36 protein-coding genes are annotated in these 25265 nt (G+C 71.4%); 22 read left to right on the top strand and 14 right to left on the bottom strand.

From position 1 onward, the window contains the following. The first annotated feature begins 80 nt into the window (after window positions 1–80). The 4 genes from ABD466_RS39575 to ABD466_RS39560 all read left to right on the top strand — a co-directional run bounded on the left by ABD466_RS39575 (window position 81) and on the right by ABD466_RS39560 (window position 4057). Window positions 81–374: a hypothetical protein gene (locus ABD466_RS39575; protein WP_344662456.1), complete on the top strand. Its 294-nt coding sequence runs from the start codon at window positions 81–83 to the stop codon at window positions 372–374. Beyond that, window positions 371–2305, top strand: a complete 1935-nt coding sequence (locus tag ABD466_RS39570) for an acyl-CoA dehydrogenase family protein (RefSeq protein WP_344662435.1) — start codon at window positions 371–373, stop codon at window positions 2303–2305. Before ABD466_RS39575 ends, ABD466_RS39570 begins: the two co-directional genes overlap by 4 nt. An 84-nt stretch (window positions 2306–2389) precedes the next feature. After that, window positions 2390–3532, top strand: a complete 1143-nt coding sequence (locus tag ABD466_RS39565; RefSeq protein ID WP_344662434.1) for a glycosyltransferase — start codon at window positions 2390–2392, stop codon at window positions 3530–3532. Between the two features lie 93 nt (window positions 3533–3625). Beyond that, on the top strand, window positions 3626–4057 hold the full coding sequence (locus ABD466_RS39560) for a DoxX family protein (protein ID WP_344662433.1): 432 nt from the start codon (window positions 3626–3628) through the stop codon (window positions 4055–4057). Window positions 4058–4114: 57 nt separating this feature from the next. Here ABD466_RS39560 and ABD466_RS39555 read toward each other — a convergent pair whose 3' ends face one another. The 3 genes from ABD466_RS39555 to ABD466_RS39545 form a co-directional block, all read right to left on the bottom strand. Next, window positions 4115–4363: a hypothetical protein gene (locus tag ABD466_RS39555; protein ID WP_344662432.1), complete on the bottom strand. Its 249-nt coding sequence runs from the start codon at window positions 4361–4363 to the stop codon at window positions 4115–4117. A 25-nt stretch (window positions 4364–4388) separates the two neighbouring features. Next, entirely contained in the window at window positions 4389–4829 is a 441-nt protein-coding gene (locus tag ABD466_RS39550) for a sugar:proton symporter (RefSeq protein WP_344662431.1), read from the bottom strand. 112 nt (window positions 4830–4941) lie between these two features. Continuing rightward, entirely contained in the window at window positions 4942–5637 is a 696-nt protein-coding gene (locus tag ABD466_RS39545; protein WP_344662430.1) for a hypothetical protein, read from the bottom strand. A gap of 154 nt (window positions 5638–5791) precedes the next feature. Here ABD466_RS39545 and ABD466_RS39540 point away from each other — a divergent pair, with 154 nt between their 5' ends. Both ABD466_RS39540 and ABD466_RS39535 read left to right on the top strand, forming a co-directional pair. Next, window positions 5792–6241 (top strand): hypothetical protein, encoded by a 450-nt coding sequence (locus tag ABD466_RS39540; RefSeq protein WP_344662429.1) that lies wholly within the window; start codon window positions 5792–5794, stop codon window positions 6239–6241. Further along, window positions 6228–6545 carry a CsbD family protein gene (locus tag ABD466_RS39535; RefSeq protein WP_344662428.1) on the top strand — a complete coding sequence of 106 codons (318 nt, stop codon included), beginning with the start codon at window positions 6228–6230 and terminating at the stop codon, window positions 6543–6545. Before ABD466_RS39540 ends, ABD466_RS39535 begins: the two co-directional genes overlap by 14 nt. On the opposite strand, the gene ABD466_RS39530 is transcribed toward ABD466_RS39535, so the two are convergent. From ABD466_RS39530 to ABD466_RS39520, 3 genes are all read right to left on the bottom strand, one after another. Beyond that, a complete protein-coding gene (locus ABD466_RS39530; protein ID WP_344662427.1) occupies window positions 6546–7070 on the bottom strand; it encodes a hypothetical protein in 525 nt (174 codons plus the stop codon). Window positions 7071–7160: 90 nt separating this feature from the next. Then, a complete protein-coding gene (gene mscL / locus ABD466_RS39525; protein ID WP_344662426.1) occupies window positions 7161–7601 on the bottom strand; it encodes a large conductance mechanosensitive channel protein MscL in 441 nt (146 codons plus the stop codon). A 99-nt stretch (window positions 7602–7700) separates the two neighbouring features. Next, window positions 7701–8081, bottom strand: a complete 381-nt coding sequence (locus ABD466_RS39520; protein ID WP_344662425.1) for a hypothetical protein — start codon at window positions 8079–8081, stop codon at window positions 7701–7703. A gap of 162 nt (window positions 8082–8243) precedes the next feature. Between ABD466_RS39520 and ABD466_RS39515 the strand changes: the two genes are divergently transcribed. The 5 genes from ABD466_RS39515 to ABD466_RS39495 all read left to right on the top strand — a co-directional run bounded on the left by ABD466_RS39515 (window position 8244) and on the right by ABD466_RS39495 (window position 12877). Continuing rightward, window positions 8244–9101, top strand: coding sequence for a patatin-like phospholipase family protein (locus tag ABD466_RS39515; RefSeq protein ID WP_425558857.1), 858 nt, complete (start codon window positions 8244–8246; stop codon window positions 9099–9101). Then, window positions 9098–10114, top strand: coding sequence for a 1-acyl-sn-glycerol-3-phosphate acyltransferase (locus ABD466_RS39510; protein WP_344662423.1), 1017 nt, complete (start codon window positions 9098–9100; stop codon window positions 10112–10114). The genes ABD466_RS39515 and ABD466_RS39510 overlap by 4 nt, the downstream gene beginning before the upstream one ends. Window positions 10115–10277: 163 nt before the next feature. Next, entirely contained in the window at window positions 10278–10832 is a 555-nt protein-coding gene (locus ABD466_RS39505; RefSeq protein WP_344662422.1) for a response regulator transcription factor, read from the top strand. Window positions 10833–10873: 41 nt separating this feature from the next. Next, window positions 10874–12013, top strand: a complete 1140-nt coding sequence (locus ABD466_RS39500; RefSeq protein WP_344662421.1) for a transaldolase family protein — start codon at window positions 10874–10876, stop codon at window positions 12011–12013. Between the two features lie 147 nt (window positions 12014–12160). Beyond that, window positions 12161–12877 carry a GNAT family N-acetyltransferase gene (locus tag ABD466_RS39495; RefSeq protein ID WP_344662420.1) on the top strand — a complete coding sequence of 239 codons (717 nt, stop codon included), beginning with the start codon at window positions 12161–12163 and terminating at the stop codon, window positions 12875–12877. Between the two features lie 99 nt (window positions 12878–12976). Here ABD466_RS39495 and ABD466_RS39490 read toward each other — a convergent pair whose 3' ends face one another. Further along, complete coding sequence (locus ABD466_RS39490) at window positions 12977–13627, bottom strand: Hsp20/alpha crystallin family protein (RefSeq protein ID WP_344662419.1); 651 nt, start codon at window positions 13625–13627, stop codon at window positions 12977–12979. 302 nt (window positions 13628–13929) lie between these two features. On the opposite strand from ABD466_RS39490, the gene ABD466_RS39485 reads away from it, so the two are divergent. The 6 genes from ABD466_RS39485 to ku all read left to right on the top strand — a co-directional run bounded on the left by ABD466_RS39485 (window position 13930) and on the right by ku (window position 18474). Continuing rightward, on the top strand, window positions 13930–14424 hold the full coding sequence (locus ABD466_RS39485; RefSeq protein ID WP_344662418.1) for an ATP-binding protein: 495 nt from the start codon (window positions 13930–13932) through the stop codon (window positions 14422–14424). A gap of 141 nt (window positions 14425–14565) precedes the next feature. Next, complete coding sequence (locus ABD466_RS39480; protein WP_344662417.1) at window positions 14566–15084, top strand: ATP-binding protein; 519 nt, start codon at window positions 14566–14568, stop codon at window positions 15082–15084. 175 nt (window positions 15085–15259) lie between these two features. Next, window positions 15260–16381: a carboxylate-amine ligase gene (locus ABD466_RS39475; RefSeq protein WP_344662416.1), complete on the top strand. Its 1122-nt coding sequence runs from the start codon at window positions 15260–15262 to the stop codon at window positions 16379–16381. Window positions 16382–16483: 102 nt separating this feature from the next. After that, the gene (locus ABD466_RS39470) at window positions 16484–17137 is read left to right on the top strand and encodes a HemK2/MTQ2 family protein methyltransferase (RefSeq protein ID WP_344662415.1); all 654 of its coding nucleotides are present in this window, start codon (window positions 16484–16486) and stop codon (window positions 17135–17137) included. Continuing rightward, a complete protein-coding gene (locus ABD466_RS39465) occupies window positions 17124–17324 on the top strand; it encodes a CDGSH iron-sulfur domain-containing protein (protein WP_425558856.1) in 201 nt (66 codons plus the stop codon). The genes ABD466_RS39470 and ABD466_RS39465 overlap by 14 nt, the downstream gene beginning before the upstream one ends. Before the next feature lie 160 nt (window positions 17325–17484). Further along, complete coding sequence (gene ku / locus ABD466_RS39460) at window positions 17485–18474, top strand: non-homologous end joining protein Ku (RefSeq protein WP_344662414.1); 990 nt, start codon at window positions 17485–17487, stop codon at window positions 18472–18474. Between the two features lie 117 nt (window positions 18475–18591). Here the strand turns inward: ku and ABD466_RS39455 are convergent, their stop codons facing one another. The 3 genes from ABD466_RS39455 to ABD466_RS39445 all read right to left on the bottom strand — a co-directional run bounded on the left by ABD466_RS39455 (window position 18592) and on the right by ABD466_RS39445 (window position 20815). Then, window positions 18592–18888 carry a CsbD family protein gene (locus ABD466_RS39455; protein ID WP_344662413.1) on the bottom strand — a complete coding sequence of 99 codons (297 nt, stop codon included), beginning with the start codon at window positions 18886–18888 and terminating at the stop codon, window positions 18592–18594. A gap of 28 nt (window positions 18889–18916) precedes the next feature. Next, window positions 18917–19090, bottom strand: coding sequence for a hydrophobic protein (locus ABD466_RS39450; RefSeq protein WP_344662412.1), 174 nt, complete (start codon window positions 19088–19090; stop codon window positions 18917–18919). A 120-nt stretch (window positions 19091–19210) separates the two neighbouring features. Further along, on the bottom strand, window positions 19211–20815 hold the full coding sequence (locus ABD466_RS39445; protein ID WP_344662411.1) for an FMN-binding glutamate synthase family protein: 1605 nt from the start codon (window positions 20813–20815) through the stop codon (window positions 19211–19213). A 166-nt stretch (window positions 20816–20981) separates the two neighbouring features. Between ABD466_RS39445 and ABD466_RS39440 the strand changes: the two genes are divergently transcribed. After that, window positions 20982–21206, top strand: a complete 225-nt coding sequence (locus tag ABD466_RS39440; protein ID WP_425558855.1) for a hypothetical protein — start codon at window positions 20982–20984, stop codon at window positions 21204–21206. A gap of 47 nt (window positions 21207–21253) precedes the next feature. On the opposite strand, the gene ABD466_RS39435 is transcribed toward ABD466_RS39440, so the two are convergent. Together ABD466_RS39435 and ABD466_RS39430 are read right to left on the bottom strand one after the other, a co-directional pair. Continuing rightward, a complete protein-coding gene (locus ABD466_RS39435; protein ID WP_344662410.1) occupies window positions 21254–21583 on the bottom strand; it encodes a plasmid stabilization protein in 330 nt (109 codons plus the stop codon). A gap of 41 nt (window positions 21584–21624) precedes the next feature. Next, window positions 21625–22128: a hypothetical protein gene (locus ABD466_RS39430; RefSeq protein WP_344662409.1), complete on the bottom strand. Its 504-nt coding sequence runs from the start codon at window positions 22126–22128 to the stop codon at window positions 21625–21627. A gap of 14 nt (window positions 22129–22142) precedes the next feature. Here ABD466_RS39430 and ABD466_RS39425 point away from each other — a divergent pair, with 14 nt between their 5' ends. Next, a complete protein-coding gene (locus ABD466_RS39425; RefSeq protein WP_344662408.1) occupies window positions 22143–22406 on the top strand; it encodes a hypothetical protein in 264 nt (87 codons plus the stop codon). Window positions 22407–22442: 36 nt separating this feature from the next. Here ABD466_RS39425 and ABD466_RS39420 read toward each other — a convergent pair whose 3' ends face one another. Then, window positions 22443–22736 carry an STAS domain-containing protein gene (locus ABD466_RS39420; RefSeq protein WP_344662407.1) on the bottom strand — a complete coding sequence of 98 codons (294 nt, stop codon included), beginning with the start codon at window positions 22734–22736 and terminating at the stop codon, window positions 22443–22445. Window positions 22737–23042: 306 nt separating this feature from the next. On the opposite strand from ABD466_RS39420, the gene ABD466_RS39415 reads away from it, so the two are divergent. Next, window positions 23043–23516 (top strand): DUF6328 family protein, encoded by a 474-nt coding sequence (locus ABD466_RS39415; protein WP_344662406.1) that lies wholly within the window; start codon window positions 23043–23045, stop codon window positions 23514–23516. Here ABD466_RS39415 and ABD466_RS39410 read toward each other — a convergent pair. After that, the gene (locus ABD466_RS39410; RefSeq protein ID WP_344662405.1) at window positions 23513–23938 is read right to left on the bottom strand and encodes a low affinity iron permease family protein; all 426 of its coding nucleotides are present in this window, start codon (window positions 23936–23938) and stop codon (window positions 23513–23515) included. The genes ABD466_RS39415 and ABD466_RS39410 overlap by 4 nt on opposite strands. A gap of 170 nt (window positions 23939–24108) precedes the next feature. Between ABD466_RS39410 and ABD466_RS39405 the strand changes: the two genes are divergently transcribed. Both ABD466_RS39405 and ABD466_RS39400 read left to right on the top strand, forming a co-directional pair. Continuing rightward, complete coding sequence (locus tag ABD466_RS39405) at window positions 24109–24351, top strand: hypothetical protein (protein ID WP_344662404.1); 243 nt, start codon at window positions 24109–24111, stop codon at window positions 24349–24351. A gap of 74 nt (window positions 24352–24425) precedes the next feature. Next, complete coding sequence (locus ABD466_RS39400) at window positions 24426–25214, top strand: DNA-formamidopyrimidine glycosylase family protein (RefSeq protein ID WP_344662403.1); 789 nt, start codon at window positions 24426–24428, stop codon at window positions 25212–25214. Window positions 25215–25265 lie beyond the last annotated feature (51 nt).

Raw genomic sequence — 25265 nt, 5'->3', positions numbered from 1 at the left:
CACTCCGGCTACCCCGTCGCACCGGTCCCACACGGTCGGATGCGGCGTTTGGGCACGTGGCCGGTGGGCACTCAGGGCCCATGACCGGCCAGAACCTGGCATGCGAGCTGCCCGCGGCGCACCTCGTCGAAGGCGGGACGACGCCCGGGCGGGAAAGCGCGCCGCGCGTGGACCCGATCGGCGTGGGCGGCCTGACCATGCCGCGGGTCTGGGGTGTCCGGCCGACCGGCCGCCTCCCCGAATGGGCGAGCGCCGAGGACGTGATCTTGGAGATGCCTCGCCGCCACGGCGTGAAGGGCGGCCTGCACCGGATCGCCGAACACTCGAAGAACGCACCGCCCCCAAGCCGTCGACCGGAGGAAGTGACGCGATGACCACCACCACAGCCCGGCACGCCACCGAACGGGAAGCCCGCCGAGTCGCCGAAGCCGCGCGCGAGGCGGGCTGGCGTAAGCCCAGCTTCGCCAAGGAGCTCTTCCTGGGCCGGTTCCGCCTGGACCTGGTCCATCCGCATCCGACGGCGGCGGAGGGCGACGCGGCCAAGGGCGAGGCGTTCCTGGCGAAGCTGGAGGCCTTCCTCACCGAGCAGGTCGACCCGGAGGTCATCGAGCGCGAGGCCCGGATCCCCGACGAGGTCGTCCGGGGCCTGATGGACCTCGGCGCGTTCGGCATGAAGATCGACGAGGAGTACGGCGGCCTGGGCCTGAGCCAGGTCTCCTACAACAGGGCCCTGATGCTCGTCGGCTCGGTGAGCCCGGCGTTGGGCGCGATGCTGTCGGCGCACCAGTCCATCGGGGTGCCGCAGCCGCTGAAGCTGTTCGGGACCGAGGACCAGAAGCGCGAGTTCCTGCCGCGCTGTGTGAAGTGCATCTCGGCGTTCCTGCTCACCGAACCGGACGTCGGCTCGGACCCGGCACGGCTGGCGGCCACCGCCGAGCCGTCCGCGGACGGCTCGGAGTACGTCCTGGACGGTGTGAAGCTGTGGACCACCAACGGCGTCGTCGCCGATCTGCTGGTGGTGATGGCGCGCGTCCCGGCGGGCGAGGGACACAAGGGCGGCATCTCGGCGTTCGTGGTCGACGCCGCCACGCCCGGGATCACCGTCGAGCACCGCAACGCGTTCATGGGTCTGCGCGGCATCGAGAACGGTGTCACCCGCTTCCACCGCGTCCGGGTGCCGGCCGGCAATCTCATCGGCGCCGAGGGCCAGGGGCTGAAGATCGCGCTCACCACGCTCAACACCGGGCGGCTCTCCCTTCCGGCGTCGTGCGTCGGCGCGGCGAAGTGGAGTGTGCGCACGGCGCGCCAGTGGTCGGGAGTACGGGTGCAGTGGGGCCGGCCGGTCGGCGAGCACGAGGCCGTCGCCTCCCAGCTGGCGTTCATGGCCGCCACCAGCTTCGGTCTGGAGGCGATGGTGGACCTCGCCTCCTTCATGGCCGACGAGGACCGCAACGACATCCGCATCGAGGCGGCGCTGGCCAAGCTCTACGGTTCGGAGATGGGCTGGCGCATCGTCGACGACCTGGTCCAGGTGCGCGGTGGCCGCGGCTACGAGACCGCCGCCTCGCTCAAGGCCCGCGGCGAGCGGCCGGTGCCGGCCGAGCAGGCCCTGCGGGACATGCGCATCAACCGCATCTTCGAGGGCTCCTCGGAGATCATGCGCCTGCTGATCGCCCGCGAGGCGGTGGACGTCCACCTGGAGGCGGCCGGGGACCTCGTGGATCCCGAGGCCGGGCCGCGCCGCAAGGCGGCAGCGGCGGTGCGCGCCGCCGCGTTCTACGGCCGCTGGCTGCCGACCCTGGTCGCGGGACCCGGCATGGTGCCGACGGCGTACCGCGAGGAGTTCGGCAGGCTCGCCAAGCACCTGCGGTTCGTGGAACGGCGCTCCCGGCGGCTGGCCCGGGCCCTGTTCAAGGCCATGGCGCGATGGCAGGGCGGACTGGAGCACCGGCAGGTGTTCCTGGGTCGGGCCGTGGACATCGGCGCCGAGCTGTTCGCGATGACGGCCGCGTGTGTCAGGGCCCGGATGCTCGCCGAGCAGGGCCGTGCCGGGGAACGCTCGGCCGTCGCGCTGGCGGACGCTTTCTGCAAGCAGGCTCACCTGCGCGTCGACGAGTTGTTCCGGCGCCTGTGGGAGAACACCGACGCCTCCGATCGCGGGCTCGCCAAGGACGTCCTGGCCGGCGTCCACACCTGGCAGGAGGAGGGTGTCCTGGATCTGGCGCGGGCCTCGGACCTGCCGTGGATCGCCGAGCACGGAGGGGGGATCTCAATGGTGGACGACGTCCATAGAACGATCTCCTGACCGAACTCGCTGGTGAGAGCGCACGCCTGTTTAGCCGCCGCGGCATCGGGCTACACAGGGGCCTTCCCGTAGGAAGGACGAACAATGGCTACATTCGGCGTGCTCAGTACGTATCCCCCAGCTGCCTGTGGGCTGGCGACTTTCAGCCAGTCGCTCCGCGACCATCTCATCGCCGGCGATCCGAGCTGCGATGTCGGTGTGGTCCAGGTCCTCGACGGGACGCAGGAGGACGGACGCCGCTTGGAGGTGGTGGCGGCCCTCGACGCCGAAGGGGTCCGGACCGAGGCGGCGGCCGAGGCGCTCAACCGCTACGACACGGTCATCGTCCAGCACGAATACGGGATCTACGGGGGCCGCGACGGCGAGAACGTCACGGACGTCCTGGACGCGGTGCGCCGGCCGGTGATCGTCGTCCTGCACACCGTGCTCACCGAGCCCAGCGAGCATCAGCGGGACGTGCTGGAGAACATCGTGGAGCGCGCCGACCGCGTCGTCGTGCTGTCCCGCACGGCCGCGCGGCGGCTGACGAAGGTCTACCGCGTGCCGCCGGAGAACGTCGAGGTCATCCCGCACGGAGCCCGGGTGGCCTCGCGGCCGCACAAGCTCGCTCAGGCACTTCACCACATGAAGCGTCCGACCATCCTCACCTGGGGCCTCATCGGCCCGGGCAAGGGCATCGAGTGGGCGATCGACGCGCTGGCGGAGCTGCGCGCCGTGGGCGTGGAGCCGCGCTACCTGGTGGTGGGGCGCACTCACCCGAAGGTGCTGGAGCGCCAGGGCGAGGCGTACCGGGACTCCCTGAAGGAGCGGGCCGTCCAGCGCGGCGTGGAGGACCTGGTCGAGTTCGACGCGGCATACGAGGGCGACCGGCGGCTGCACCAGATCATCGACGCCTCCGACGTGGTGCTGCTGCCGTACGACAGCAGGGAACAGGTGACCTCCGGCGTCCTCATCGAGGCCGTGGCCGCCCGCCGCCCGATCGTGGCGACCGAGTTCCCGCACGCCGTGGAGCTGCTCGGCGACGGTGCGGGCGCCCTGGTGCCGCACCGGGATCCGGTGGCCATGGCCAGGGCGCTGCGCCACGTGCTGACGGTCCCCGGTGTCGCGGCCGACATGACGGCCCAGGGCGCGCGGGTCGCGCCGGCCTTCGCGTGGCCGGCGGTGGCCCAGCGGTACCGCGCGCTGGCCGGCGACCTGGCGGGAGCGGCGGCTCGGCTCGCCGCATGAGGCGGGCCGTGTGAGGCTGACAGTGCGGATCCGGAGCCGGAGGACCTCAGCGGGCACAACAGGCGAAGCAGCACCAGCAAGGCGGTGGTGACCATGACCATGATCAGAGCGGCGGCCCGTCCCATGCTCGCGGCGATGTTCGTCGCCGGCGGCTTCAACTCGGTCGTCGACCCGAAGCGCGTCGCGGCCAAGGCGGAGCCGGTGGTCGGTGCCGTCGCCGACCGGGTGCCCGGGGTGCCGAAAGACGCCGAGACGGCGATACGCCTGAACGGCGCCGTCCAACTCGGCGCGGGCGTGGCGCTGGCCCTCGGCCTCATGCCGCGGGCCAGCGCCCTGGCGTTGGCCGGCACGCTGGTCCCGACGACGTATGCCGGGCACCCGTTCTGGGAAATCAAGGATCCGGCGGATCGCGCGCAGCAACGCATCCACTTCCTGAAGAACCTCGCGATGTTCGGCGGCCTGCTGTTCGCAGCGACGGAGCACCGGAAGAAGCGCACGAAACGCTCGCGGTGGAGTTGCTCGTGACGACCGGCTCCCGCAGACCGTTCAAGGTCTGCGGGAGCCGTCGTTCACAGCCGCGTATCAGCTCTCATGCTTGTGCCGCCGTCGCACCACCAGGGCGACGATGAACGCCACCGCCGAGGCCGCAGCCCCTGCTATGCGGCCGGTCTTGTGGCGGGACTTGCCGGCCTTGGCGTCGTGGTGCGTAAGACGGCCGCCCATCTCGCGTGCTTCCTGGGCGACCTCGCCCGCCGCGGCCTCGACGCGATCCAACACTCGCTGACCGGTGTGACGGACGGCCTGGACGCCCTCATTGATGCTGTGGTTCATCTCGTAGCCCTCCTCTGATTGCGCGTCACTCGTCCACGATCACGGTTCCGCCGCGGTAGCCGGTCAGGCCGGCGGCCACGCACAGCACCGAGCCCACGAGGGCGAACCACAGACCGGTCTGCAGGCTGTGGTCCGACGAACGCTGGACCTGGATGATGAACAGGACCGAGCCCACGATCCCCACCGCGCCGGCGAACCGGACCAGCCAGCCGCTGGCGTCGGCCAGGCCGAGGACGGCGATCAGGCCGACGAGGATCGAGGCCCCGCCGATCGACTGCACGATGTTGTCCGTGCTGCCGAACGTGTCCTGGTAGACGGACCGCCAGGACACGTGCGTGCCCTGCAGGTCCCGTGTCCAGTTCAGGAACGCGCCGACGATCAGTCCGGCCGCGCCCACCACCGTGAGCAGGATCCGGGATGTCACGCCGGTCGGTCCGACGCGGGACGTCGTATGGTGCATCACCATGTGTTGTCACCTCCATGTGGCTCCTTACGGCTGATGGGACTTCCCATCGGCCGGAAAGCGCCGCTCATCACGATTTGCCGTTCTGCCGGGATCCAAACGGGGTGGCGCCCGGTCAGTCGGGTTCGCCGTCGGCGCCGGCCGGCTCGGCCTCCAGGCCTTCGACATCCACCGGCGGGAGATCCTTGATCTCGTCCTTCGTCAGGCTCACGGCGACGCCGCGCTCGTCGATCCCGGTCACCGCGCGGATCGGGATGGCGACCCGCTTGCGGCCCCACAAGTGGCCCTCGTCCAGCAGAAAATGCGTGACCGCGCTGTCCGGCGGCACCACGACCAGACCGCGGACCCGGCCGATCTCGCCGTCGGCGGCGTGCACCCGCTCACCGCGCCGGACGCTCACCTCGCCCACCGGGATCCGCTCCAGGGTCACCGTGGCGGGCCGCAAATCGATGCCGGGCGCCATCCCGGTCAGCGCGGGCGTCAGCGCGAGCCCGTAGAACGGCCACTCCAGCACCCGGTCGCGGCCGACGGGCCCGGCCGGATCCTCGGCACCGGGCAGAAACCGGGTCCGCAGCGCGGGTTCGAACTCCTCGAACCGGGCGGGCGTGCAGTTCAGGTCGATGCCGTCCGGTCCCGGCACGGCGATGTGCACGGGCACCAGCCGAGCCTTGCCGCCGGCATCGTCCGGGCGCACCACGAGATGGGTCAACTTGTCGGCCACCGGGTCGACGACCACGAAGTCGAGTTCGCCGCACTCGTCCCCGGCGCACCGGACGCGGCTGCCGATCACGTATTCGAGGGTGTCCTGCATCTCGGAATCCTCTCCATCCGTCGTAAGCACCACGTATCTCCAAGACCGGGACGGACAAACGGCAGGCGGGCGCGGCAGGCGCGGGAACAGCCCGCGTTAGTCGATCACCGGCCCGGGTACCCGGGGGCCACCGGAGCGACGATCAGGAGCGGCCATGGGACAGCGGTGGATCAGGAAACGGCAGGCTGCGTACCGGCAGCTGGTGCGGCAGATATCCGAACGCGAAGCCGTCCACGAAGCCGAGGAGATAGTCGGCGCGGCCTGGATGGCGGGCCTCGTCGAGGCCGAAGGGCAGGCCGCCACGGCCCGCCGGGTCTGCACGCACATGCGCGACAGCGCTTACGAGGTCTACCGCTCGGCCAAGGCCGGGTCCGACGCCCAGCGCCTCTCCGAGAGCTACCGGGAACTGGCCGCCTCGCAACAGGCCCTGTGCCGCGTCCGCGAGCGGCACGAAGGCCTGCGCCGCTTCGCCGAACGCGAGCGCGCGGCCTGGTTCGAGGCGGAGCGGACGCGCGCCCTGGAGGTGCTCGCCGACCGCGACCGGCTCGCCGAGGCGGCCCGCGCCGCCGGAATGGAAGAGGAAAGGACCCATGAACACCGATAGCAACCTGGAACACGACACGCAGGAACTGAAGGGCCACGTCGAGGAGACCGCCGGCAAGGTCTTCGGCGACGACGACCTCGTCGCCCGCGGCAAGGCCGACCAGATCGCCGCCCACGCCAAGCAGGCCGCGACGAAGACCGGCGAGGCCGCCCGCCACGTCGGGCAGCAGCTCAAGGAGCGGGCGATGCGGAAGCTCGGAGAGCTCCACGAGCGGCTGCACGAGGCCTCCGACGAGGCGAAGAGGGCGAAGCAGGACTCGAATGTCCGGGAGCGCTCGAATGCCCAGGAGCGCCGCCCGAAGTGATCATCCCGCGGCCCGGCGCCGCCGGCAGTAGTGGACGGTGACCGCCACCAACAGCGGCCCCCACAGCACGATCGGCGCGTAGCAGAGGTCGAGGACGAACACGGCCACGCCGTGCGGCGCGTCGGGGGCCGGGTTCACGAACATGTTGTGGACCAGGCCCGCTGAGTAGAACATGACCAGGAAGGCCCCGATCAGGGCCGGGATCGCCGCGGCCTTGATCGGGATCCGGCGGCCGCCGACGCGGGGCACCCAGCGCGGCCAGGTCTCGCCCCAGGGCTGGATCAGGCCGAGCGTCAGGAAGGCGAAGAGCTCGGAGAAGACGGTCAGGCCGACGATGTAGAGCGATCCCCAACCGGGGACGTGCAGCTCCTGCTTGGCCGACTCGGCGAAGCCCATCATCCAGCCCCAGGACATCGGAAGCCGCCACAGACTGGACGGCAGCGGGGTCAGGACGGCCACGAAGGCCGCGGTCCGGGCCCAGTTCGGGACGTTCGCGACGGTGGGCAGAGTGGAGATCCGGTGCATGGCACCGATCCTCGCGGACGGGTGCGCGCGCCCGCGTCAGCCGCGGGGCGGGATCGCGATCATGCCGGCGGCGGAGAGAGCCGATACCCCTCAGGTCGCAGAGCGCTGTGACTCGAACGCCTCCGGAAGGACGGCGGTGCAGTAAGCACAACGCCGCGCTCCGGCGGGTATCGAGCTCAGGCACTCCGGACACTCCGCCTCGGGCGGCGGGGCGGCGTCCGGCTCGCCCTGGAAACGGGTCATCAGCCGGTTGGCCGGCATGACCACGAGGTAGTACAGCACCACCGCCGTGAGGATGAAGGCGATCAGGCCGTTGATGAAGGCCCCGTAGGGGAAGTCGGTCTTGCCGATCCGCATCGTGCGGTTGCTGAAATCGCCGACGTTCCCGGTCGCGACGCCGATCAGCGGCGTCAGGAACGCCTTCACGAAATTGTTCACCACCGTGGAGAACGCCGCCCCGATGACGATGCCGACCGCCAGGTCGACGACGTTGCCCCGCAGGATGAACTGCCGGAACCCTTTGTTCTTCACCCCACGCCCTCCCAGACGGGGCCCGCCGGCTCAGGGGACGCCGGCGGGCCGATGCACCTGGTAACCCGGTGTTCTGGAATCAAACGGTGCTTTCAGGCGTCACGCCCGCGGCCCGGCGCCGATCAGCTCGCCCACGATGTCCTCGTACTGGAGCAGCTGCCGGCGCAGCTCCTCCGGCGACGCCTCGTCCTCGTCGCGGCGCGCCGGGATCCGCGCGTCCACGCCGCGGGCGTGCAGCACGGTGGCCACCGAGTGGTGGGCCATGTCGACGGCGACGGCGGGATTCTGCGGGAAGACACCTTCGGCGTGCCTCAGGGACTCCTGGATGTACTGCCGGTCCTCATCGGTCAGACGCTCGCGGTGATCGTTCGTCTCCGGGGCGCGGGCGGCCGATCGCTCCAGCCTCCCCGCCTTCACCGCACCGCCGATGAGCAGCACGGCGAGCCCGACCACGACTATCACCATAAGGACGGTCACCATGGTTCCGCACCTCCTTGGGATCTGCTTCCTGATACCCGGGAGCGGGGATCCAAACGGGTTGGCACGGGACGCCGGGCCCGCGGCACCCGTCCCCGGCACCCCCAGCGGCACCCTCCGCATGTTTCCGGCGACTCTGGGTAGGCGGAGCCGGTGAGTGGACCTGTGGCTTTCGTCCTGGGCGGCGGCGGCCCGCTGGGCGCGTACGAGGTGGGCATGCTCAAAGCCCTGATGGAGCGGGGAATTCAGCCTGACCTGGTCCTCGGCTCCTCGGTCGGAGCGCTCAACGGAGCCATGGTCGCCGCCGACCCGCAGCTTGAGGCGGTCGCCCGCCTGGAGCACCTGTGGGTCTCGCTACGCGAGCGCGGCGTCTTCGCGGACACGTTGTTCGCGCAGATGGGGACCGCGCTGCGGAGCCGGACCCATCTGTTCTCCAACGCCGCCCTGCGTGGGCTGCTGGAACGCGAGTTCGGCGGCACGCGGATCGAGGACCTGGCGGTGCCCTACGAGTGCGTCGCGGCGTCGATCGAGCGGGCCTCGGAGCACTGGTTCACCCGGGGTCCGCTGGTCGAGGCGGTGCTGGCGTCCTCGGCCGTGCCCGGGCTGCTGCCGCCGGTCCTGGTCGGCGGCGAGCACTACCTGGACGGCGGCCTGGTGGACAGCGTGCCGGTGGGGCGGGCGCTGGCGTCCGGCGCCACCACGGTCTACGTGCTGCACGTCGGCCGCATCGACCACCCTCTGCAGGCCCCGCGCACGCCGCGGGAGGTCGCCGTGGTGGCGTTCGAGATCGCGCGCCGGCACCGGTTCGTGCACGCGCTGAACAACCCGGTGGCGGGCGTCGAGGTGCACGTCCTGCCCACCGGCACGCCGGGCTCGTCGACGGACCTGCGGCCCCGGTACGGACGGCGCGGCCTGGGGCTGGTGCGGGAGCGCATCGAGCGGGCGTACCAAGCTTCGTCGGCGTATCTCGCGAAGCACGAGCAGGGGCTTGAACAGGGGGATGAACAGGGGCGCGAGCGGTGAGGAGAATCGGACGTCGCTTCCTCGGGGTCTGTGCGCTCCTGCTCATCGCGGTCGTGGTGTACCTGCTGGCGATCGGCGCCGCGCTCTTCACCCTTCTCACCGCGCCCTGGCGTCCGCGGCTGGGCCGCTACCGCCGGGTCCTGGCCGTCGCGGTGGTCTACTCGTCGATCGAGATATCCGGGCTGGTGGCCGCGGCCGGGCGACGGATCCGATACCTCGTCGACCGCGACGCGCCGCGGGACCGGCGCGACCGCGTCCGCGCGCTGGACAAGTCGCTGCGCACACTGCGCACGGCGACGCAGCGCTTCGGCGGGCTCGACGTCGCGCTCGCCGCCGACTCCGTGGAGGGACGCGAGACGAGCCCACCGATTCTGCCTCCCGGCCCGGTGATCGTGTGCGGACGCCACGGCGGCGTCGGCGGGGCCTTCCTGCTGACCCATCTCCTGCTGACCGAGTACGGCCGTCTACCGCGGGTCGTCCTGAAACAGACCCTCGCCTGGGACCCGCTGATAGACGCCCTGCTCAGCGGGATCCCACACGCCTACATCGACCCCCAGCCCGGTGACAGCGGCGCCACCGCCGCCCGGATCGGCGCGCTCGCCGAGGGGATGGCCGCCGACGACGCGCTGCTGATCTTCCCCGAAGGCGGGAACTTCACCCCGCGCCGCCGGATGCGGGCGATCCGGCGGCTGCACCGGCGCGGGCTGGCCCTGGCCGGGGCGCGCGCCGAGCGGCGGCAGCACGTGCTGCCGCCGCACCCCGACGGGCTGTTCGCGGCGCTCGACGCGGCGCCGGAGGCCGACGTGGTCTTCGTGGCGCACACCGGACTGGACCACCTGCAGACCGCGATGGACGTGTGGCGCGCGCTGCCGCTGCGGGAACCGGTGGTGCTGACCTGGTGGGGGGTGCCCGCGACGGAGGTGCCGCGCCAGGAGGAGGCGCGGATCGGCTGGCTGGAGGACAACTGGTCCCGGATCGACCGGTGGGTCGCGCGGCACCGGGTTCCGGGGTGACGTGTGCCGACCGGCGGCGGCCGGGTGGCGCTCAATGCCGACCGGCACCGGCCGGCGGTGGTCCGCGATGACCGGCGTGCATGATCCACGGCAACCGGGACATGAGGGCGCGGCACTTACGCCGGGAAACCCCGCGCCTTCTCGAGAACTGGAGCCCGCTGCGATGACCATCACGAGTGCCGAACGCCTGAACGGCGGACCCGCCCAGATCATGCATCTGCGGCCCGGGGTCGTCCGTCTCCGTGTCGCGGCGGACGACAGCCAGCGGCGCGAGCTGACACTCCGGGAGATCCAGGTGCTGACGCTCGTCGCGGCGGGCGGCACCAAGTACGAGGTGTCCCGTCAGCTGGGGATAGCGCCGCGCACCGTGGCCAGCCACATGTCGCGGATCTACCGCGCGCTCGGGGCGCGCAACGCCGCGCACGCGGTGGCGCTGGCGCACGGTTCCGGCGCGATCCCGTCCCGGCTCCAGCCGCCGGGGCCGTTCGTCTCGCGGCGGGAGCGGCAGGTGCTGGCCGGCCTGGCGCACGGGCTGACCTCGGCGCAGGTGGCCTGGTGCCTGTCGCTGTCCAGCGAGACGGTCAAGACCCACTTGCAGCGCATCTACCGGAAGCTGGAGGTCAGCTGCCGGGCGAACGCCGTGGACGCGGCCATCCGCCGCCGTCTGCTCGCCGTGGTCGTCGACACGGGCGGCCGCCCCATCCGGCCGAGGGCCTGAGCGACACGCTCCCCCATCGGCCGATCCGTGAGGAGATGACGGTGCGAACAGCGCTTCAGCAACTCGCCGACCATGGACAGAGCCCGTGGATCCACTACCTGGCGCGCGACTGGATCCTCGACGACCGGCACGGCCTGCCCCGCCTCGTCCGGAGCGGGGTCTCCGGCGCCGTGGCCAACCCGGCGGCACTGGCCACGGCGCTGGCCCACACCTCCGCCTACGACGCGCAGATCCGCACCCTGGTCCCCCTGCTGGACGACGCCGAGGACATCCGCCGCCAGCTGGTCCGGGTCGACGCCCAACAGGCCTGCGACCTGCTGCTGGAGACGGCGGAGGGGACGCGCCCGCTGAACGGTTGGGGACCCATGGACGGCTGGGTCGGGGTGGAGGTGGATCCGCACTGCGCCGCCGACCCGGCGGCGACCGTGAGCCAGGCGCAGCGGCTGGCCGACGCCGTCGCCCGCCCGAACCTGCTGGTCGGCATCACCGCCGGCGAGGCCGGGCCGACCGCGATCGAGGAGGCGACGGCGCGCGGGCTGTCGGTGATGGCCACGGCGGTGTACTCGCCGGGCCGGTACCGCGAGACGGCGCTGGCGTACCGGCGCGGCGTGGAACGGCTGCTGAACGCGGGCGGCGACCCGGGAACCGTGAGCTCGGTGGCCTCGGTACCGATGTCGGCGCTGGATGAGAAGGCGGACCTGCGCCTGCGCTGCGTGGGCGAGCACCCCGAACTGGTCGGCACCCTGGCCCTGGCCACGGCCAAGCTGATCCGCGCGGAGTACCTGTCGGTCTTCAGCGGAGACAGCTGGAGCCGGCTGGCGGCGCAGGGCGCGACGCCTCAGCGCTGCCTGTGGTCCAGCCTCACCGTGACCGACGGCCGGCAGTCGGACGTGCGGTACGTGGAGGAACTGGTCGGGCCGGACACCGTCGCACTGCTGAGCCCGCACACCGCCGAGGCGTTCCTGGCCGGCGGACGGGTGCGCGCGACGCTGGACCTGCGGGTACCGGCGGCGCGACGGACGCTCGCGGCGCATGTCAGGGCCGGGGTGAGCCCGAAGATGATCGTGGACGCGTTGGAACGGGAGAACGTTCGGCGCGGGGTGGAGGCGTTCCGCGATGTGCGGGCCGTGATCGACGACAAGCGGGCGTTGTTGGGGACCGGGGCCGCGCTGCGGTGGTAGCGCGGTCCTCAGGCACAGACCTCTTCGGCGTGGCTTCGCCCGGGGCGTGGTTCCCCCCATCGGGAGGCCCCGGCGCGCCGGGCCGAAGGCCGACGAGGAAGCCGATACCCCGTGGCCACTGTCAGCGTCAGCTGATGTAATGAGCCCATGTCGACCTCATCTATTACATCGCCGGCCGCTGCGAAGCCCGCGGAGAACCTCACCGACATCGTCGCCGACTGGATCTCCGGCTGGGTGGCGTCCCGGGGCGCCGCCGAGCCCGCACCCCGGCCGTGGGGCTGGACGATCGACGTCGGCCAGCCGGCCCACGTGGCCCGCCACGTGATCGTCGACGCCGACCAGGCACGCGTCCGCGCCGCCGCCGACCTCGCGCGGGCGGACGGCTGGTGGCTGAAGGTGTTCCTGCCCGAGGTCCACGACGGACCCGAGGCCGTGGTCGGCAGCTGGCTCGGCCCGGAATGGGCGTTCGACGACGCCGGCTTCCTGATGACGACCGAACTCGCGCCGACCGAGCCGGGCGCCCTGCCACCCGGCTACGAGCTGCGTACGTGGGAGCGCGGCGGCGTCCTCCGCGCCCTCATCGCCGCGCCGGACGGCTCCCTCGCGGCCCGCGGGCAGGCGGGCCTGGCCGGGAACGTCGCCGTTCCGGACCAGATCATCACCACCCCGGCCCACCAGCGCCGCGGCCTCGGCTCCGCCGTCATGCGGGCCCTGCAACAGCACGCCCACGCCGCCGGCGCGCGCCGTGCCGTTCTCGGCGCGACGACGCAGGGCCGGGCGCTGTACGAGGCGCTGGGCTGGCGGACCCATACCGCCTTCGCGAGCGCCTATCGGGTGAGTGGCGCGGAAGGCCCTCAACGCTGATCGGCGGAGCATTCCCCGGCGGGAGGGCATGGGCTCCAGGCGCGGCTCCAGGCGTGCGGCGCCTGGAACGGCGCCTGCCTGGCGGCTGCCCGCGCGCGGTCACGTGCCGTCCACCTGCTGACCCATCGGCGGGCCGGCGATTCGCGAGTCATCGGCGGTGCCGGACGCATCGGTACCCGGTGCGCCGGTACCGGCCCTAGTGCCGCCAGCTCCCGTACCAGTGCCGACGTCACCGCCGCTGCCGGAAGCGCCGATCGTCTGCCCCGCGATCACTTCCCCCTCCCCCGCCGCGCCGCCGATCGGCACCGACCGGCGGCCCGCCGAGCTCGAACGCGGCACCAGCACCGTCAGAACCCCGTCCCTCAGGTCGGCCCGCACGGTGTCGCTGTCGGCGTCGGCGGGCAGCGAGGTGCGGTAGAGGAAGCTGCCGGAGCGGTGGGTGAGGTAGCTGTCCTGCTGTGTGGTGGTCTCGCCGAGATCGCCGCGCACGCACAGCTGGCGGCCTTCGATCTCGACGCGGACCCGGTCTCGCGGTATCCCGGGCAGCTCCAGGCGGACGCGGTAGGCGTCGGCGGTCTCGTCCTCCTCCGCGATCGGCATCCAGTGTGCGGGCTGGGCCCGCCCGCCGACATCCCAGCCGGCCCACCGGCCGAAGCGGTCCAGGAGGTCGTCGAGCTCCCGGGGCAGGCCCCACGCTCCGCCGGGCAGGTCGAGGCCCGGGATCCGGCGGCTGGAAGACATGTCGTTCATGGGAGGCTCCCCTCGTTTCCGGGTTCCGGCCCGGTATATCCGGTTCGTCTCGCACCAAACAGTCCGGATTCCGGACGGAACCCGGGCCGGGAGACGTTTGAGAATCCGGATCCGGGTCACTGTGCGTGCACCGGCCGGGGCCGGGCCTCGTGGGGTGGTCCGCATCGGCCGGGGAGGAAAGGGGGACGGAGGCCCTGCCACCTCCGTCCCCCTTTCCCCGCCACCGTTCGGACCGTTTGGGCCCGCCGGGCCCGGGTATCCCCGCGATCCCGTCGGCGACGGTGACCGGAGGCGAGGAATCAATGCTCGAACAATCAGCGGACGGGACGGTGCTCGAACGGTTCGCGCCGGCCGGCCCGCGGCAGGAACCAGTGCGGCTCGCCCTCCCGGCGGACCGCGACCACATCGTCCTGGCCCGCTCGGCCGCCGCGCATCTGGCGGCGTGGCTCGGCCTGTCGGTGGAGGCCGTCGAGGACTTCCGGCTCGCCGTCGACGAGGCGTGCTGCCTGGTCGTGGGTCGCGGGCAGGACGCCGGACGGACCCTGATCTGCGAGTTCGCCGAGTCGCCCGACGCCGTCGCGGTCAGCGTCTCGGCCCCGGTCGCGGGCGACTTCGCCGGGCAGCAGGTCGGGACGTTCGGCTGGTCGCTGCTGGAGTCCCTGGTGGACAGGCTGTGGTGGAGCGTGGAGGCGGGCCGGGCCGAGGTGCGCCTCCTCAAGCGCCGTCCCGGCGGCGGACCGGCTCACCGTGGGCCGGAGACCACTGTGGGTCAGGAACCACCGACCTGGTGCGTTTAGCCCCACGGATCCGGGACATTCCGAACGACTGACGACGGCGAACGCCGGACCGTCCCCACCAGGGGGGTCAGCGCCGCTGCGCGAAACGGACCGCACAGCTGGGCCGCCGCATCCGGATCCCCGACCTTGCGAGGCCGCATCATGCAGCAGTCCCGTTCCACCGGTCCGATCGCACCGCACGCGGCGGACCCGCGGAGCGTCGCCACCCGGCACGAACGCCCCCCGGCCGAACCGCCCGGTGTCAGCTCCCTGTCCTGGTCGTTCCCCGGCACCCCCGCCGACGTCTCCTTTTCCCGGCGCTGGCTCGAAGCGGCCGCGACCGAGATGTGGGGCGAGGGCGAGGACACCGACCGTCTCGTGCTCGCCTACAGCGAACTGGCGACCAACGCGGTGGTGCACGGCGTCGGCCCGGTGTCGGTGGCCACCCGGATCTCGCCCACCGGCGCGCGCTGCGAGATCGCCGACCGTTCGTCGCAGCTCCCCAAAGCACGCCGCGCCGCCACGGACGACGTGGGCGGCCGCGGCCTGGAGCTGGTACGGCACACCGTGGACCGGCTGCGAGTGGCGACCGGGGGGCTCGGCAAGACCGTCTCGTTCGTGGTGGGGCGGCGGAACGCGGTGCGGGACCGGACGCTCCGCCATCAGACCGGCATCCGCTGAGCCCCTCTCGCCGAGCGGAACGAGCACGGCGTTCGCGCAGGTGGACGCGTGGCCCCGGCGGGCCGCCGCACTGTGGCGGCTGTTTGTCGCCGGCCGACCTGGGCACACGGGCGGCACCACGGTGGGAACACCACCGACCGGTGCCGAGGAGCACCGTGAAGGACGGAGACGGGCCATGGCACGGACAAGCCCCCACCGATTCGAGACGCTGACGCTCGGGGTCGAGGAGGAGTTCGTCCTCACCGACCCAGCGAGCCGCAGCACCGTGCCGCTGGGCCCCGACGTCTGCAAACGTGCCGCCGACCGGCTGGGCGAACGGGTGGCCCGCGAGCTCTACGCCAGCCAGATCGAGGCCCACACCCGGCCCGCGCGCCGGGCCGCGGAGCTGCGCCGGGACCTGGTGGAGGACCGGCTGGTGCTGGCCGAGGCCGCCACGCGCTCCGACTGTCTGCTGGTCGCCTCCGGGTCCGCGGTCCTGACCAGCAAGCCGTTCCCCATCAGCGAAGGTGCGCGCTACGAGCGGATGTGGCGGCGCTACTCCGGTGCCGCCGCCCACATCGACAGCGAGCCCAGCGGCTGCCACATCCACCTCGGCGACCTGGACCGCGGCGAGGCCATGGCGCTCGCCGGGCATCTGCGGCCGTGGCTTCCCGTTCTGCAGGCGCTGGCCACCAACTCGCCGTTCGCCGCGGGCGAGTTCCGGAACTGCGCGAGCTGGCGGCACTACCAGCAGCAGGCCTGGCCGACCGTGGGCCCCGCCCCGCTGATCACCGGCGAGACGTACGAGACCCTGGCCGACGACCTCGTCCTGTCGGGCGTGCTGATGGACCGGAAGATGATCTATTGGTACGCCCGACCGTCGGAACACCTGCCGACCCTGGAGATCCGCGTCCCCGACGTCAACGCGGACGTCGACACCGCGCTGCTGGTCGCGGTGCTCACCCGGGCGCTCGCGACCGTGTTCCTCCCCGAGGCCCGGCGGGGCGAGCCGGGCCCGCGGCTGGGCGAGGCCGACGTCCGCGAGGCCCACCGCCAGGCGGCCGTGCACGGCCTGGCCGGGAGGTGGACCCACCCGTTCACGCGCCGCGCGATGCCGTTGTCCGCCGCTCTGCGGGCGCTCGTCGAGCAGGCACTGCCGGCCCTGGAGGCGCTCGGCGAGGCCCGGCTCACCGGAACCCTGTTGCGCCGGCTGACCCGGAGCGGCACCGGCGACCGCCGCCAGCGCGAGATCTACCGGCGGCGGCGGCGCCTCACGGACGTCGTGGACGACCTCGCCGCGCGGACGATGCTGGCGTGATCGCACCATGACCGCGCAGGCGCACAGACCGCGGGGCGGAGTTCGGGGACCCGTTCACCACCAGCACGCTGCGACGCACACCGACAATAAGGAGCGGGGAAAATGATGTTCGTCTGTCTGCCCGGCGTCTACGCGGTCCGGCCGGATACAGAGATCCTCCTGGCGAGCCTCGAAGCGGAGCACGTCCCCTCCGGCGCCCGCGTGCTGGACCTCGGTACGGGCACCGGCGCCCTGGCGGTGGCCGCCGCCGCTCGGGGCGCGGCCGTGACCGCGGTGGACGTCTCCCGCAGAGCCTTGTGCTCGGCGTTCCTGAACGGTCTGCTGAGGGGCCGCCGCATCCAGGTGCGCCGCGGCGACCTGTTCGCCCCGGTACGCGACCGGAGCTTCGACCTCATCGTCTCCAACCCGCCCTACATCCCCGCCCCGGGCGCACCATCCGCCACTCTGGGTGACCGGTCACGGTCCTGGGACGCGGGACCGGCGGGACGCGACGTCCTGGACCGGCTGTGCCGCCAGAGCCGGCGGATGCTGGCCCCCGGCGGTGTCGTGCTGATCGCGCAGTCCTCGGTGGCCGATGTGGCGAGAACGTGCACGCTGTTGCGGCGGTCCGGGCTGCGCGCGGAGGTCGTGGCCCGCTCCCGGGGCGGGTTCGGGCCGGTCATGCGGGGGCGCGCGCCGTGGCTGGAACAGCAGGGTCTCATCGGCCCCGGCACCCGCGAAGAGGATCTGGTGGTGGTGCGCGGTGCCCGCGAATGAGGACGCTGATGTCACGATGCCGCGGGGCAAGGGCCCGATCCTGGTCCGCGGTCCGGTGACGGTCCGGCTGCCCGACGGCACGGTGGTGCGCAGTGAGCGCCCGACCGTGGCGTTGTGCACGTGCCGGATGAGCGAACGCTATCCGTTCTGCGACACCAGCCACCGACGGCGTGTCCGGCCGTCCTAGGAAACACCAGGGCTCCAACTTCAGTTCTCGCGCACGACCCGCAGGGCCTCCACTGTGTGGTCGGCGGCGCGTCGGCCCGCCAACCGGAGCGAACCGTCGATATCCACCCGTTTGTCGGTTTCCTTCCAGGTCATGAGGGTGGCTGGACAAAGGAGCGATCATGGCCAGACCTGTCTGGACAGGCGTGCTGACCTTCGGCCTGGTAGCGCTGCCCGTGGGCCTCTACACGGCGGTCGAGGACCATTCCGTGCGGTTCCACCAGCTGGAGCGCGGGACCTCGGACCGGGTCCGGAACCGGCGGGTGAACGAGCGCACCGGCGACGACGTCGACTACGACGACATCGTGAAGGGCTACGAGGTCGCGCCCGGGGAGTACGTGGTGGTCGATCCGGACGAGCTGGAGGAGATGTCACCCACACGGTCCAAGACCATCGAGGTCGACGGCTTCGTCGACCTGGCGGACGTGGAGCCGATCTTCTTCGACCGGACCTACTACCTCGGGCCCGCCGAGGAGGCCTACGCCAAGATCTACAAGCTGATCACCGAAGCGCTGGAGCACTCAGGCCGCGCGGGGATCGCGTCGTTCACGATGCGCGGCCGGACCCGGGTCACCGCGGTCCTGCCGCAGGACGGCACGCTGGTGCTGCAGACCATGCACTACGCCGACGAGATCCGCGATCCCCGCGCGGAGGTGAAGGACCTGCCGACCGGGCATACGACGGTCTCGGCCCAGGAACGCGAGATGGCGGAGCAGTTGATCGCCACCATGGCCCTGGATTGGAACCCGGAGGATTACCACGACAGCTACAACGAGCAGGTCATGCACCTCGTCAAGGAGAAGGCCGCCGGGCACGAGATCGTCGTGGCGCAGCAGCCGCAGGCCGAGGCGACGAACGTGGTGGACCTGCTGGACGCGCTGAAGCGCAGCGTGGCCGACGCCCGTGCCGGACGCTCGAAGCCGAAGCCGGCGACGCCGCGGCACGGCAAGGCCCACAAGCAGTCCGCCACCGCCGAGGGCGAGCGGGGGAAGTTGGCGGACCTCACCAAGGCCGAGCTCTACGAACGGGCCACCGAGCTGGGCGTCCGGGGCCGTTCGAAGATGGACCGCGACGAGCTCCGCGAAGCCGTCGAGTCCGAGATGGCTGCTTGACGATGGCTGCTTGACCCGGCCGTCGGCGCGCTCGCCACGCGGCATCCGCCGCACCCGGACCGGCTCCGGGGCCGGCGGGGCGACACGGCGCCCGCCGGCCCCGGAGCGGCTCCACTGCTACTTGTTCGCCTTCTGCTTGGCATGCGCGGCCACTTGCTCGGCCTTGCCCTTGGCTTCCATGCCCTGCTTGCCGGTCACCGCGCCGGCGACCTCCTTGGCCTTGCCCTTCGCTTCCTTGCCGACGTTCTTCGCCGTGTCCTTGGCCTTGTCGGCGGCGTGCTTGGCGTGGGCCTCGACCTGGTCGCCCCGGCCCTCGGCCCGCAGACGGTCGTTACCGCTGACCTTGCCAGCAGCTTCCTTGACCTTGCCCTTGGCGTCCTGCGCCGCGTACTTGGTCTTGTTGCCGACACCCATGGTGGATCCCTTCTTCGACGTTCTCGACTTACCAGCGGCCGTACCAGCGGCGCCTGCCACCGACGCTCTCGCCGCGGCTGATGCCGAAGCCGATGAGCCACGCGATGAACACGACGATCGCGATCCACCACAGGGCGTGTACAGCAAAGCCGAGGCCGCCCAGTACCAGGGCCACTAGCAGGACCAACAAGATGACGCCCATGTCGCACTCCTTTCCACGGGCTGCGTGGGGAGTCGGACTTGATCCCGGAGCCCGGTACTTCGTCTTGAGGCGTCCTCCTAACCCGATACGGACCATATGAAACAGATGTTTCTTCTCGGATCATTTGTGAGCGGCCGAAAAGTGGTCCGGGTCAGCGGCGCGCCAGTCGTCGGCCCAGTCCTGCGGCGGCTCGGCGAGCAGCTCGCCGGGTTCCAGCCAGTCGAACAGCTGGGCGTAGGTCTTCACGGTGTTGTGGTCGATGCGCTGCAGCAGGTGCCCCGGCCGGAGTTCGTCCGGCGTCCGCAGCCCCATCGCGGCGATGATCTGCTGCGCCTGGGCGACGGTGTTCTGCTGGTAGCGGCACACCCGCTCGGTCTTGTCCGCCACGTCCAGCGCCCGCGCGCGGGCCGGGTCCTGGGTGGCCACGCCGACCGGGCAGCGGTTGGTGTGGCACAGACGGGCCTGGATGCAGCCGGCGGCCATCATCATCGCGCGGGCCGAGTTGGTGTAGTCCGCGCCCTGTGCGACGCGCTTGACGATGTCCATGCCGGTGGCGACCTTGCCGCCGACGCCGATCCGGATCCGGTCCCGGAGTCCGGTGCCGACCAGGGCGTTGTGCACCGTCATGAGCCCCGGCGTCAGGGCCATCCCGACACTGTCCTGGAACTCCAGCGGCGCGGCGCCGGTCCCGCCCTCGGAACCGTCGACGACGATGAAGTCCGGGGTGACGCCCTCGGCGGCCATGGCCTTGCAGATCGCCAGGAACTCCCGGCGCCGCCCCACGCACAGCTTGAACCCGACCGGCTTGCCGTCGGCCAGCTGACGCATCCGCGCCAGGAACAGCACCAGCTCACGCGGGGTGCTGAAGACCCGGTGAGCCGGCGGGCTGATGCACTTCTCACCTTCCGGCACCTCGCGGATCCGGGCGATCTCCGAGCTCACCTTGGCGGCCGGCAGCACTCCTCCGAGCCCCGGTTTGGCGCCCTGGCTCAGTTTCAGCTCCGCGGCCTTGACGTGCGGATGCGCCACCTTGTCCCGGAACTGCGCCGGGTCGAAGTCGCCCTCGGGGGTACGGACGCTGAAATACCCGCTGCCGATCTCCCAGATCAGATCGCCGCCGCCTTCGAGGTGGTACGGCGTCAGGCCGCCCTCCCCGGTGTCCTGCGCGAACCCGCCCTTCGCGGCGCCGGCGTTCAGAGCACGGATCGCGTTCGCACTCAGCGAGCCGAAACTCATCGCGGACACGTTCAGCATCGCCATGTCGTAGGGCTGGGTGCAGTCTGGACCGCCCACCCGCACCCGCGGCTGGTCCTCGCCGGGTGTGAGAGGGACGGTGGCTTGTTCGACGAACTCGTAACCGGGCTCCATCACGTCCAGCTCGGTGCCGAAGGACGTCTCCTCGTGGATACCCTTGGCCTGCTCGTACACGACGGTGCGGGTGTCACGGTCGAAGGGGCGGCCGTCGTAGTCGCGCTCGACGAAGTACTGCTGCATCTCCGGGCGGATGGTCTCCAGGAGATAGCGCAGGTGTCCGAGCAGCGGATAGTTCCGCAGCACCGAATGGCGCCGCTGGGCGACGTCGAAGGCGGCGACGAGGGCCAGCGCCCCGAACACCACGACAGCGATCAGCCACCACAGCGACCACGCCGCCATCGCCCCCGCGCAGGCCGCCGTGGCCAGGATCAGGATCGTGGGGACACTGAAGACCGACAAGCGCACACGCATGAGCACGTCCTCTTTCCGCATCGGCGACCGGTACCGGCACGACCGCGCCCCTCGTAACCGCGATCACGGGGGGCGAAACGATGTCCGGCCGCGTTTGGCCCCGGCGTCCGCGGGCACGACAAGAGCCCACGACCGGGGAGGATCACGTATGTGTCGGTTGTTCGGCATGACGAGTGGGCCGCGGGCCGAGGCCCTCGCCGACCTGCCCTCCGTGGTGGTGGCCAGCGAGCGCCTCGACGAGCATCCGCAGTGGCGGCTGATGCTGCCCGGCGAGCTCCTCCGCGTCGGTCCCGACCTGCGTGTCACCAGCCAGGTGGCACTGCCCGACCCGCCGGCCCGCCCACTCGCGCTCGCGGACCTGCACGCGCAGGCCGCCGCGTCCCAAACCTGAATTCGAGATCGCGGCGGCCCGCGGGATTCCGGTTCACCGGCCGGAGCTCACCGTCCGCCGAGCGCCTTCTGCAGCTCGCTCTTGGTCATCTTGGACCGGCCGTGGATGTTCCGGTCCTTGGCTTCCTCATACAGCTGGTCGTAGGTACGGCCGCCAGCGCCCTTGTGCGAGCGCAGACCGCCCCGTCGGCTGGAGGAGATGTCCTGCTTCGAGAGCTTGCTGGACTCCTTGGACTCGCCGTGCCGGGCGCGCTCCTTGTTCACCGTCCGGGCGGCGATCTCCTCGGCGGTGTCCTCGGACTCTCCGCGGTCCATCGCGCTTTCCTTGATGTGTTCATACTGGCGCTCGCGCTTCTTGCTCCACTGGCCGCGAGGCATGGCGGCCTCCTTCCTCCTTGAACGTTTCCTGGAATCAGGGATCAGGAATCGGGCTCGGTGTCACGGACGTTCTCGTCCGGCTCCGGAACCTCCGCGCGCTCGATGACTTCCCGGCCTCCGACGTTGCGCAGCCGTTCGTCCGGACGGAGGTTGCTGTACTGCGGGAAGACCCGCTGGTCGTCGGGCGGTGCGCTCATCTGCCCGGCGTCCACTTCCTCCATGGTCCGGTAGTGCGGCGGGCCCGGAGGGCGGTGCGGCTCGGTGTCGATCGGCGGGCTGGAGTCCCCGTGCTCCGTCGCGCGCGGGCCATAGGTGTGCTCCGGAAACTCCTCGGTGAAGGAGAACGGTGCCGCGCCACGGCGGGTGAGCGCGACGGCGCACACGCCGGCGGCGAGGATCACCACCGCCCCGACGGCCAGGAGCGGCACGCTCCCCGCGATGAGGGCGGCACCGAGGATCACGGCCCCCGCGATGACCGCCGCGACCAGGATCCAAGGCGCCGTCGGTGTCGGGCGGGCATGACTGCGGACAGGGGTGCTGCTCATCACGGTCTCCGATCTTGAGGAGCTCCGTGTGCCCGACCGGCCCGCGACCAAACAAGAGGATCTCCGAGTGCCGGATTGTCGCATTCCAGGCGGCGGAGAACTTCACCTGCGGCGACGACCCCGGCCGGCACGTGGCCGCCATCCAGCGGTACGTCGACGCCGGCTTCGACGAGGTCTACATCAGCCAGATCGGACCACGGTACAAGGACTTCTTCACCGCCTACGGCGAGCGGATCCTGCCCCGGCTCCGCGCGGACGACTCAGAGACCGCGTCGTGAAAGTGTTGTTCCTCGACTGCGCGTCGAGGTCGCTCCTCACCCCGTGGCGAGGGCGAACAGGTCGTCGATCCCGGCCGCGCGCATCGTGCGGTGCATCCGCTCGGGGACGTCCAGAAGCTGGAAGCTGACCGCCGCCTTGACGGCCGAGTAGCGCGCGCAGATCAAGGCGCTCAGGCCGCGTGAGTCGATGAAGTCGACGTCCGAGCAGTCCACCAGCACGGCCCCCGAGGCGATCTGCCTCTGCAACGCGGCACGCACGTCGTCGGCGACGGCCAGATCGAAGTCCCCGCGCAGCTTCACGACCTGGCGGCCGTCCCGGCATCTGACCACGAAACAGCACTCCACAATGTCCTTCTCCCTGAACGGGGCGACAAAAAGAGCCTGCTGTCATGGCACGGCGCCAGGCTGATCACATCGCGCACGGATGAATCGATCGGGTCTGAGCCCGCAAGATCGCTGCCGCCGGAGCCCGGCGTCGTCGCGCATTTCGCCTACGGCAAGCCTTCACCCCCCGCGGTCCGCCTGTCAACCGGAGATGGCATTTTTTTCCTGAATCGTGCTTCAGCTGATGTGACGGGCGCCGCGTTTACCCCGGCCGGCCCCGGCTACAAGGAGCGGAACCCCCAGGAGCTTTGGATGCCTGAGAAGACCGACCCCGAAGAGGAAGAACGCCGCGACCTGGAACACAAGCTGGAGCAGACGCTCCAGGAGCTGCGTGTGGTCCAGACCGGGGTCCAGATCCTCTCAGCCTTCCTGCTGACCCTGCCCTTCACCAACCGCTTCACGTCGACCACCGGCTTCGAGAAGGCGGTCTACGTGGTGAGCCTGGTCGCCGCCGTGGTGACCACGGCCCTGGTCCTGGCCCCGGTCAGCTATCACCGCCGCCACCACCACCTCGGCGACCGCACCGAGGACCTGCCCGATGTCATCCGGGTCTCGGTGCGGCTCACCCTGCTCGGCATGACGACCCTGATGATCGCCGCACTCAGCAGCATCCTGCTCGCCATCGACATCGCGGTCGGCCGGGCCTATGCCGTCGCGATCACCGTCGCGGTGGCGGTGGTGTTCGCCGTCCTGTGGTTCTGCCTGCCGGTACGGCGCCGCCGCTAGTCGGCGCTCTCGGTGTCCTCCAGTCCGACGGACATCCGCAGCTCCTCCACCTCGTCCCGCAGATCCTCCCGGTCGTGGATGTCGGCGATGTGCGTCATCAGCTCGCTGAGCCCCTGCGCCAGCGCGTTCAGCTTGTCCTGGGTGGCCGCGTCGGTGCGGGTCTCGGTGTTCTGCAACAGCGCCACCAGCAGGAAGGTGACGATGGTGGTGATCGTGTTGATGATCAGCTGCCAGGTGTCCACGGTCCCGACCAGGAAGTACGTGGGCGCCCAGAGCACCACGAGGGCGACGCAGAAGGCGAAGAACCACGCCCGCGAGGCGAAGTGGGCCGCACCGGTGGCGAACCGGTCGAACAACGACAGGTCCGGCGTCACATCGCTCGGCATGTGCGGTCGCTTGGCCTTCGACGGCGTGGTCGTCATAGGTACCTCCTGTGCCGTTCCGATACGCATCGCATCAGCGCCCTGCGCCGCGCCCGGGTACCCGACGCCGTGCGGGGCAAACGCCCGAGTGGACGATAATGCGAACCAGATGGTTCACTTTTGGGCGACCGTGGTCGCACCGACCAGGAGGCCGTCATGCCGGAGTCCTGATGGACGAGACGCTGTGGAGCGCCGTCGGCGACAACCTGGCGGCGGACCACTGCTGTGTGGTCCCGGTCCTGCCGCTCGGCGCGCACCGAAGGGGTGTGCGCGCCGAGGCGGACCTGTCGCCGCACGGCCTCGCCGCACTGGTCGCCGAGTTCCTGGACGCCGTCGGCCTGCGCGACGTCGCCCCCCTCGACCAGCCGACCCGCCTCGCCGCCGAAATCCGGCGCTTCCTCGCGGCACCGTGATCCAGACCGAGCCCTGACGGCGCGCGCCGTTAAACTGGCCCGGTCGGGCGTTTCCACGCACCCAGGGAGGTCTGGTGCCCGAGGGTGATTCCATCTTCCGGACGGCGACCCGACTTCACCAGGCGCTGGCCGGAGACGAGCTCGTCGTCGCCGACCTGCGGGTCCCGGCGCTCGCGACGTCGGACCTGGCCGGCCGCCGCGTCCTGGAGGTCGCCTCCCGCGGAAAGCACCTTCTGACCAGGCTCGACGGCGGCCTGACCCTGCACACCCACCTGCGCATGGACGGCCGCTGGACCGTCTACCCCGCCGGCGAGCGCTGGACCGGCGGTCCCGGCTGGCAGATCCGCGCCGTCCTGGGCACGGCCCGGAACACCGCCGTCGGGTACCGCCTGCCCGTGATGGACCTGCTGCCCACAGCCGACGAGGCGAGCGTCGTCGGCCACCTCGGCCCGGACCTGCTGGGCCCGGACTGGGACGCCGAGGAGGCCCTGCGCCGCCTGACCGCGGATCCCTCCCGCCCCCTCGCCCTGGCTCTGCTCGACCAGCGCAACCTGGCAGGCGTCGGCAACGTCTACGCCAACGAGCTCAGTTTCCTGGCCCGCGTCCCACCCTGGCGGCCGATCGGCGAGGTGCCGCGCCCCGAGAAGGTGGTGGACACCGCGCACCGGCTCCTGACGGTCAACCGCCTCCGCCACGGCCACGTGACCACCGGTGACAGCCACCCGGACCGCCGGAACTGGGTCTACGGCCGGGCCCGGCAGCCGTGCCGGCGCTGCGGCGCGCGGATTCGGACGTCGAGCCTGGGGACGCCGCCGCAGGACCGCGTCGTGTACTGGTGCCCGGCCTGTCAGCCGGAGCCCTAACCGGAAAATGCAGGTGAGTACGGGCAGCCTGGAGTGTCCCGGCTGTCCGGG

It is taken from the genome of Catenulispora subtropica (assembly GCF_039531675.1).
GTDB lineage: Bacteria > Actinomycetota > Actinomycetes > Streptomycetales > Catenulisporaceae > Catenulispora > Catenulispora subtropica.
Note: the sequence above shows the minus strand (reverse complement) of the source record. Positions and strands in the feature narration are given on the sequence as shown.

Coding starts and splice junctions, on each gene's coding strand:
- ABD466_RS39575 (WP_344662456.1), top strand. CDS start 81: ATGACCGGCCAGAACCTGGCATGCGAGCTGCCCGCGGCGCACCTCGTC.
- ABD466_RS39570 (WP_344662435.1), top strand. CDS start 371: ATGACCACCACCACAGCCCGGCACGCCACCGAACGGGAAGCCCGCCGA.
- ABD466_RS39565 (WP_344662434.1), top strand. CDS start 2,390: ATGGCTACATTCGGCGTGCTCAGTACGTATCCCCCAGCTGCCTGTGGG.
- ABD466_RS39560 (WP_344662433.1), top strand. CDS start 3,626: ATGACCATGATCAGAGCGGCGGCCCGTCCCATGCTCGCGGCGATGTTC.
- ABD466_RS39555 (WP_344662432.1), bottom strand. CDS start 4,363: ATGAACCACAGCATCAATGAGGGCGTCCAGGCCGTCCGTCACACCGGT.
- ABD466_RS39550 (WP_344662431.1), bottom strand. CDS start 4,829: ATGGTGATGCACCATACGACGTCCCGCGTCGGACCGACCGGCGTGACA.
- ABD466_RS39545 (WP_344662430.1), bottom strand. CDS start 5,637: ATGCAGGACACCCTCGAATACGTGATCGGCAGCCGCGTCCGGTGCGCC.
- ABD466_RS39540 (WP_344662429.1), top strand. CDS start 5,792: ATGGGACAGCGGTGGATCAGGAAACGGCAGGCTGCGTACCGGCAGCTG.
- ABD466_RS39535 (WP_344662428.1), top strand. CDS start 6,228: ATGAACACCGATAGCAACCTGGAACACGACACGCAGGAACTGAAGGGC.
- ABD466_RS39530 (WP_344662427.1), bottom strand. CDS start 7,070: ATGCACCGGATCTCCACTCTGCCCACCGTCGCGAACGTCCCGAACTGG.
- ABD466_RS39520 (WP_344662425.1), bottom strand. CDS start 8,081: ATGGTGACCGTCCTTATGGTGATAGTCGTGGTCGGGCTCGCCGTGCTG.
- ABD466_RS39505 (WP_344662422.1), top strand. CDS start 10,278: ATGACCATCACGAGTGCCGAACGCCTGAACGGCGGACCCGCCCAGATC.
- ABD466_RS39495 (WP_344662420.1), top strand. CDS start 12,161: ATGTCGACCTCATCTATTACATCGCCGGCCGCTGCGAAGCCCGCGGAG.
- ABD466_RS39490 (WP_344662419.1), bottom strand. CDS start 13,627: ATGAACGACATGTCTTCCAGCCGCCGGATCCCGGGCCTCGACCTGCCC.
- ABD466_RS39485 (WP_344662418.1), top strand. CDS start 13,930: ATGCTCGAACAATCAGCGGACGGGACGGTGCTCGAACGGTTCGCGCCG.
- ABD466_RS39480 (WP_344662417.1), top strand. CDS start 14,566: ATGCAGCAGTCCCGTTCCACCGGTCCGATCGCACCGCACGCGGCGGAC.
- ABD466_RS39475 (WP_344662416.1), top strand. CDS start 15,260: ATGGCACGGACAAGCCCCCACCGATTCGAGACGCTGACGCTCGGGGTC.
- ABD466_RS39470 (WP_344662415.1), top strand. CDS start 16,484: ATGATGTTCGTCTGTCTGCCCGGCGTCTACGCGGTCCGGCCGGATACA.
- ku (WP_344662414.1), top strand. CDS start 17,485: ATGGCCAGACCTGTCTGGACAGGCGTGCTGACCTTCGGCCTGGTAGCG.
- ABD466_RS39455 (WP_344662413.1), bottom strand. CDS start 18,888: ATGGGTGTCGGCAACAAGACCAAGTACGCGGCGCAGGACGCCAAGGGC.
- ABD466_RS39450 (WP_344662412.1), bottom strand. CDS start 19,090: ATGGGCGTCATCTTGTTGGTCCTGCTAGTGGCCCTGGTACTGGGCGGC.
- ABD466_RS39445 (WP_344662411.1), bottom strand. CDS start 20,815: ATGCGTGTGCGCTTGTCGGTCTTCAGTGTCCCCACGATCCTGATCCTG.
- ABD466_RS39440 (WP_425558855.1), top strand. CDS start 20,982: ATGACGAGTGGGCCGCGGGCCGAGGCCCTCGCCGACCTGCCCTCCGTG.
- ABD466_RS39435 (WP_344662410.1), bottom strand. CDS start 21,583: ATGCCTCGCGGCCAGTGGAGCAAGAAGCGCGAGCGCCAGTATGAACAC.
- ABD466_RS39430 (WP_344662409.1), bottom strand. CDS start 22,128: ATGAGCAGCACCCCTGTCCGCAGTCATGCCCGCCCGACACCGACGGCG.
- ABD466_RS39415 (WP_344662406.1), top strand. CDS start 23,043: ATGCCTGAGAAGACCGACCCCGAAGAGGAAGAACGCCGCGACCTGGAA.
- ABD466_RS39410 (WP_344662405.1), bottom strand. CDS start 23,938: ATGACGACCACGCCGTCGAAGGCCAAGCGACCGCACATGCCGAGCGAT.
- ABD466_RS39405 (WP_344662404.1), top strand. CDS start 24,109: ATGGACGAGACGCTGTGGAGCGCCGTCGGCGACAACCTGGCGGCGGAC.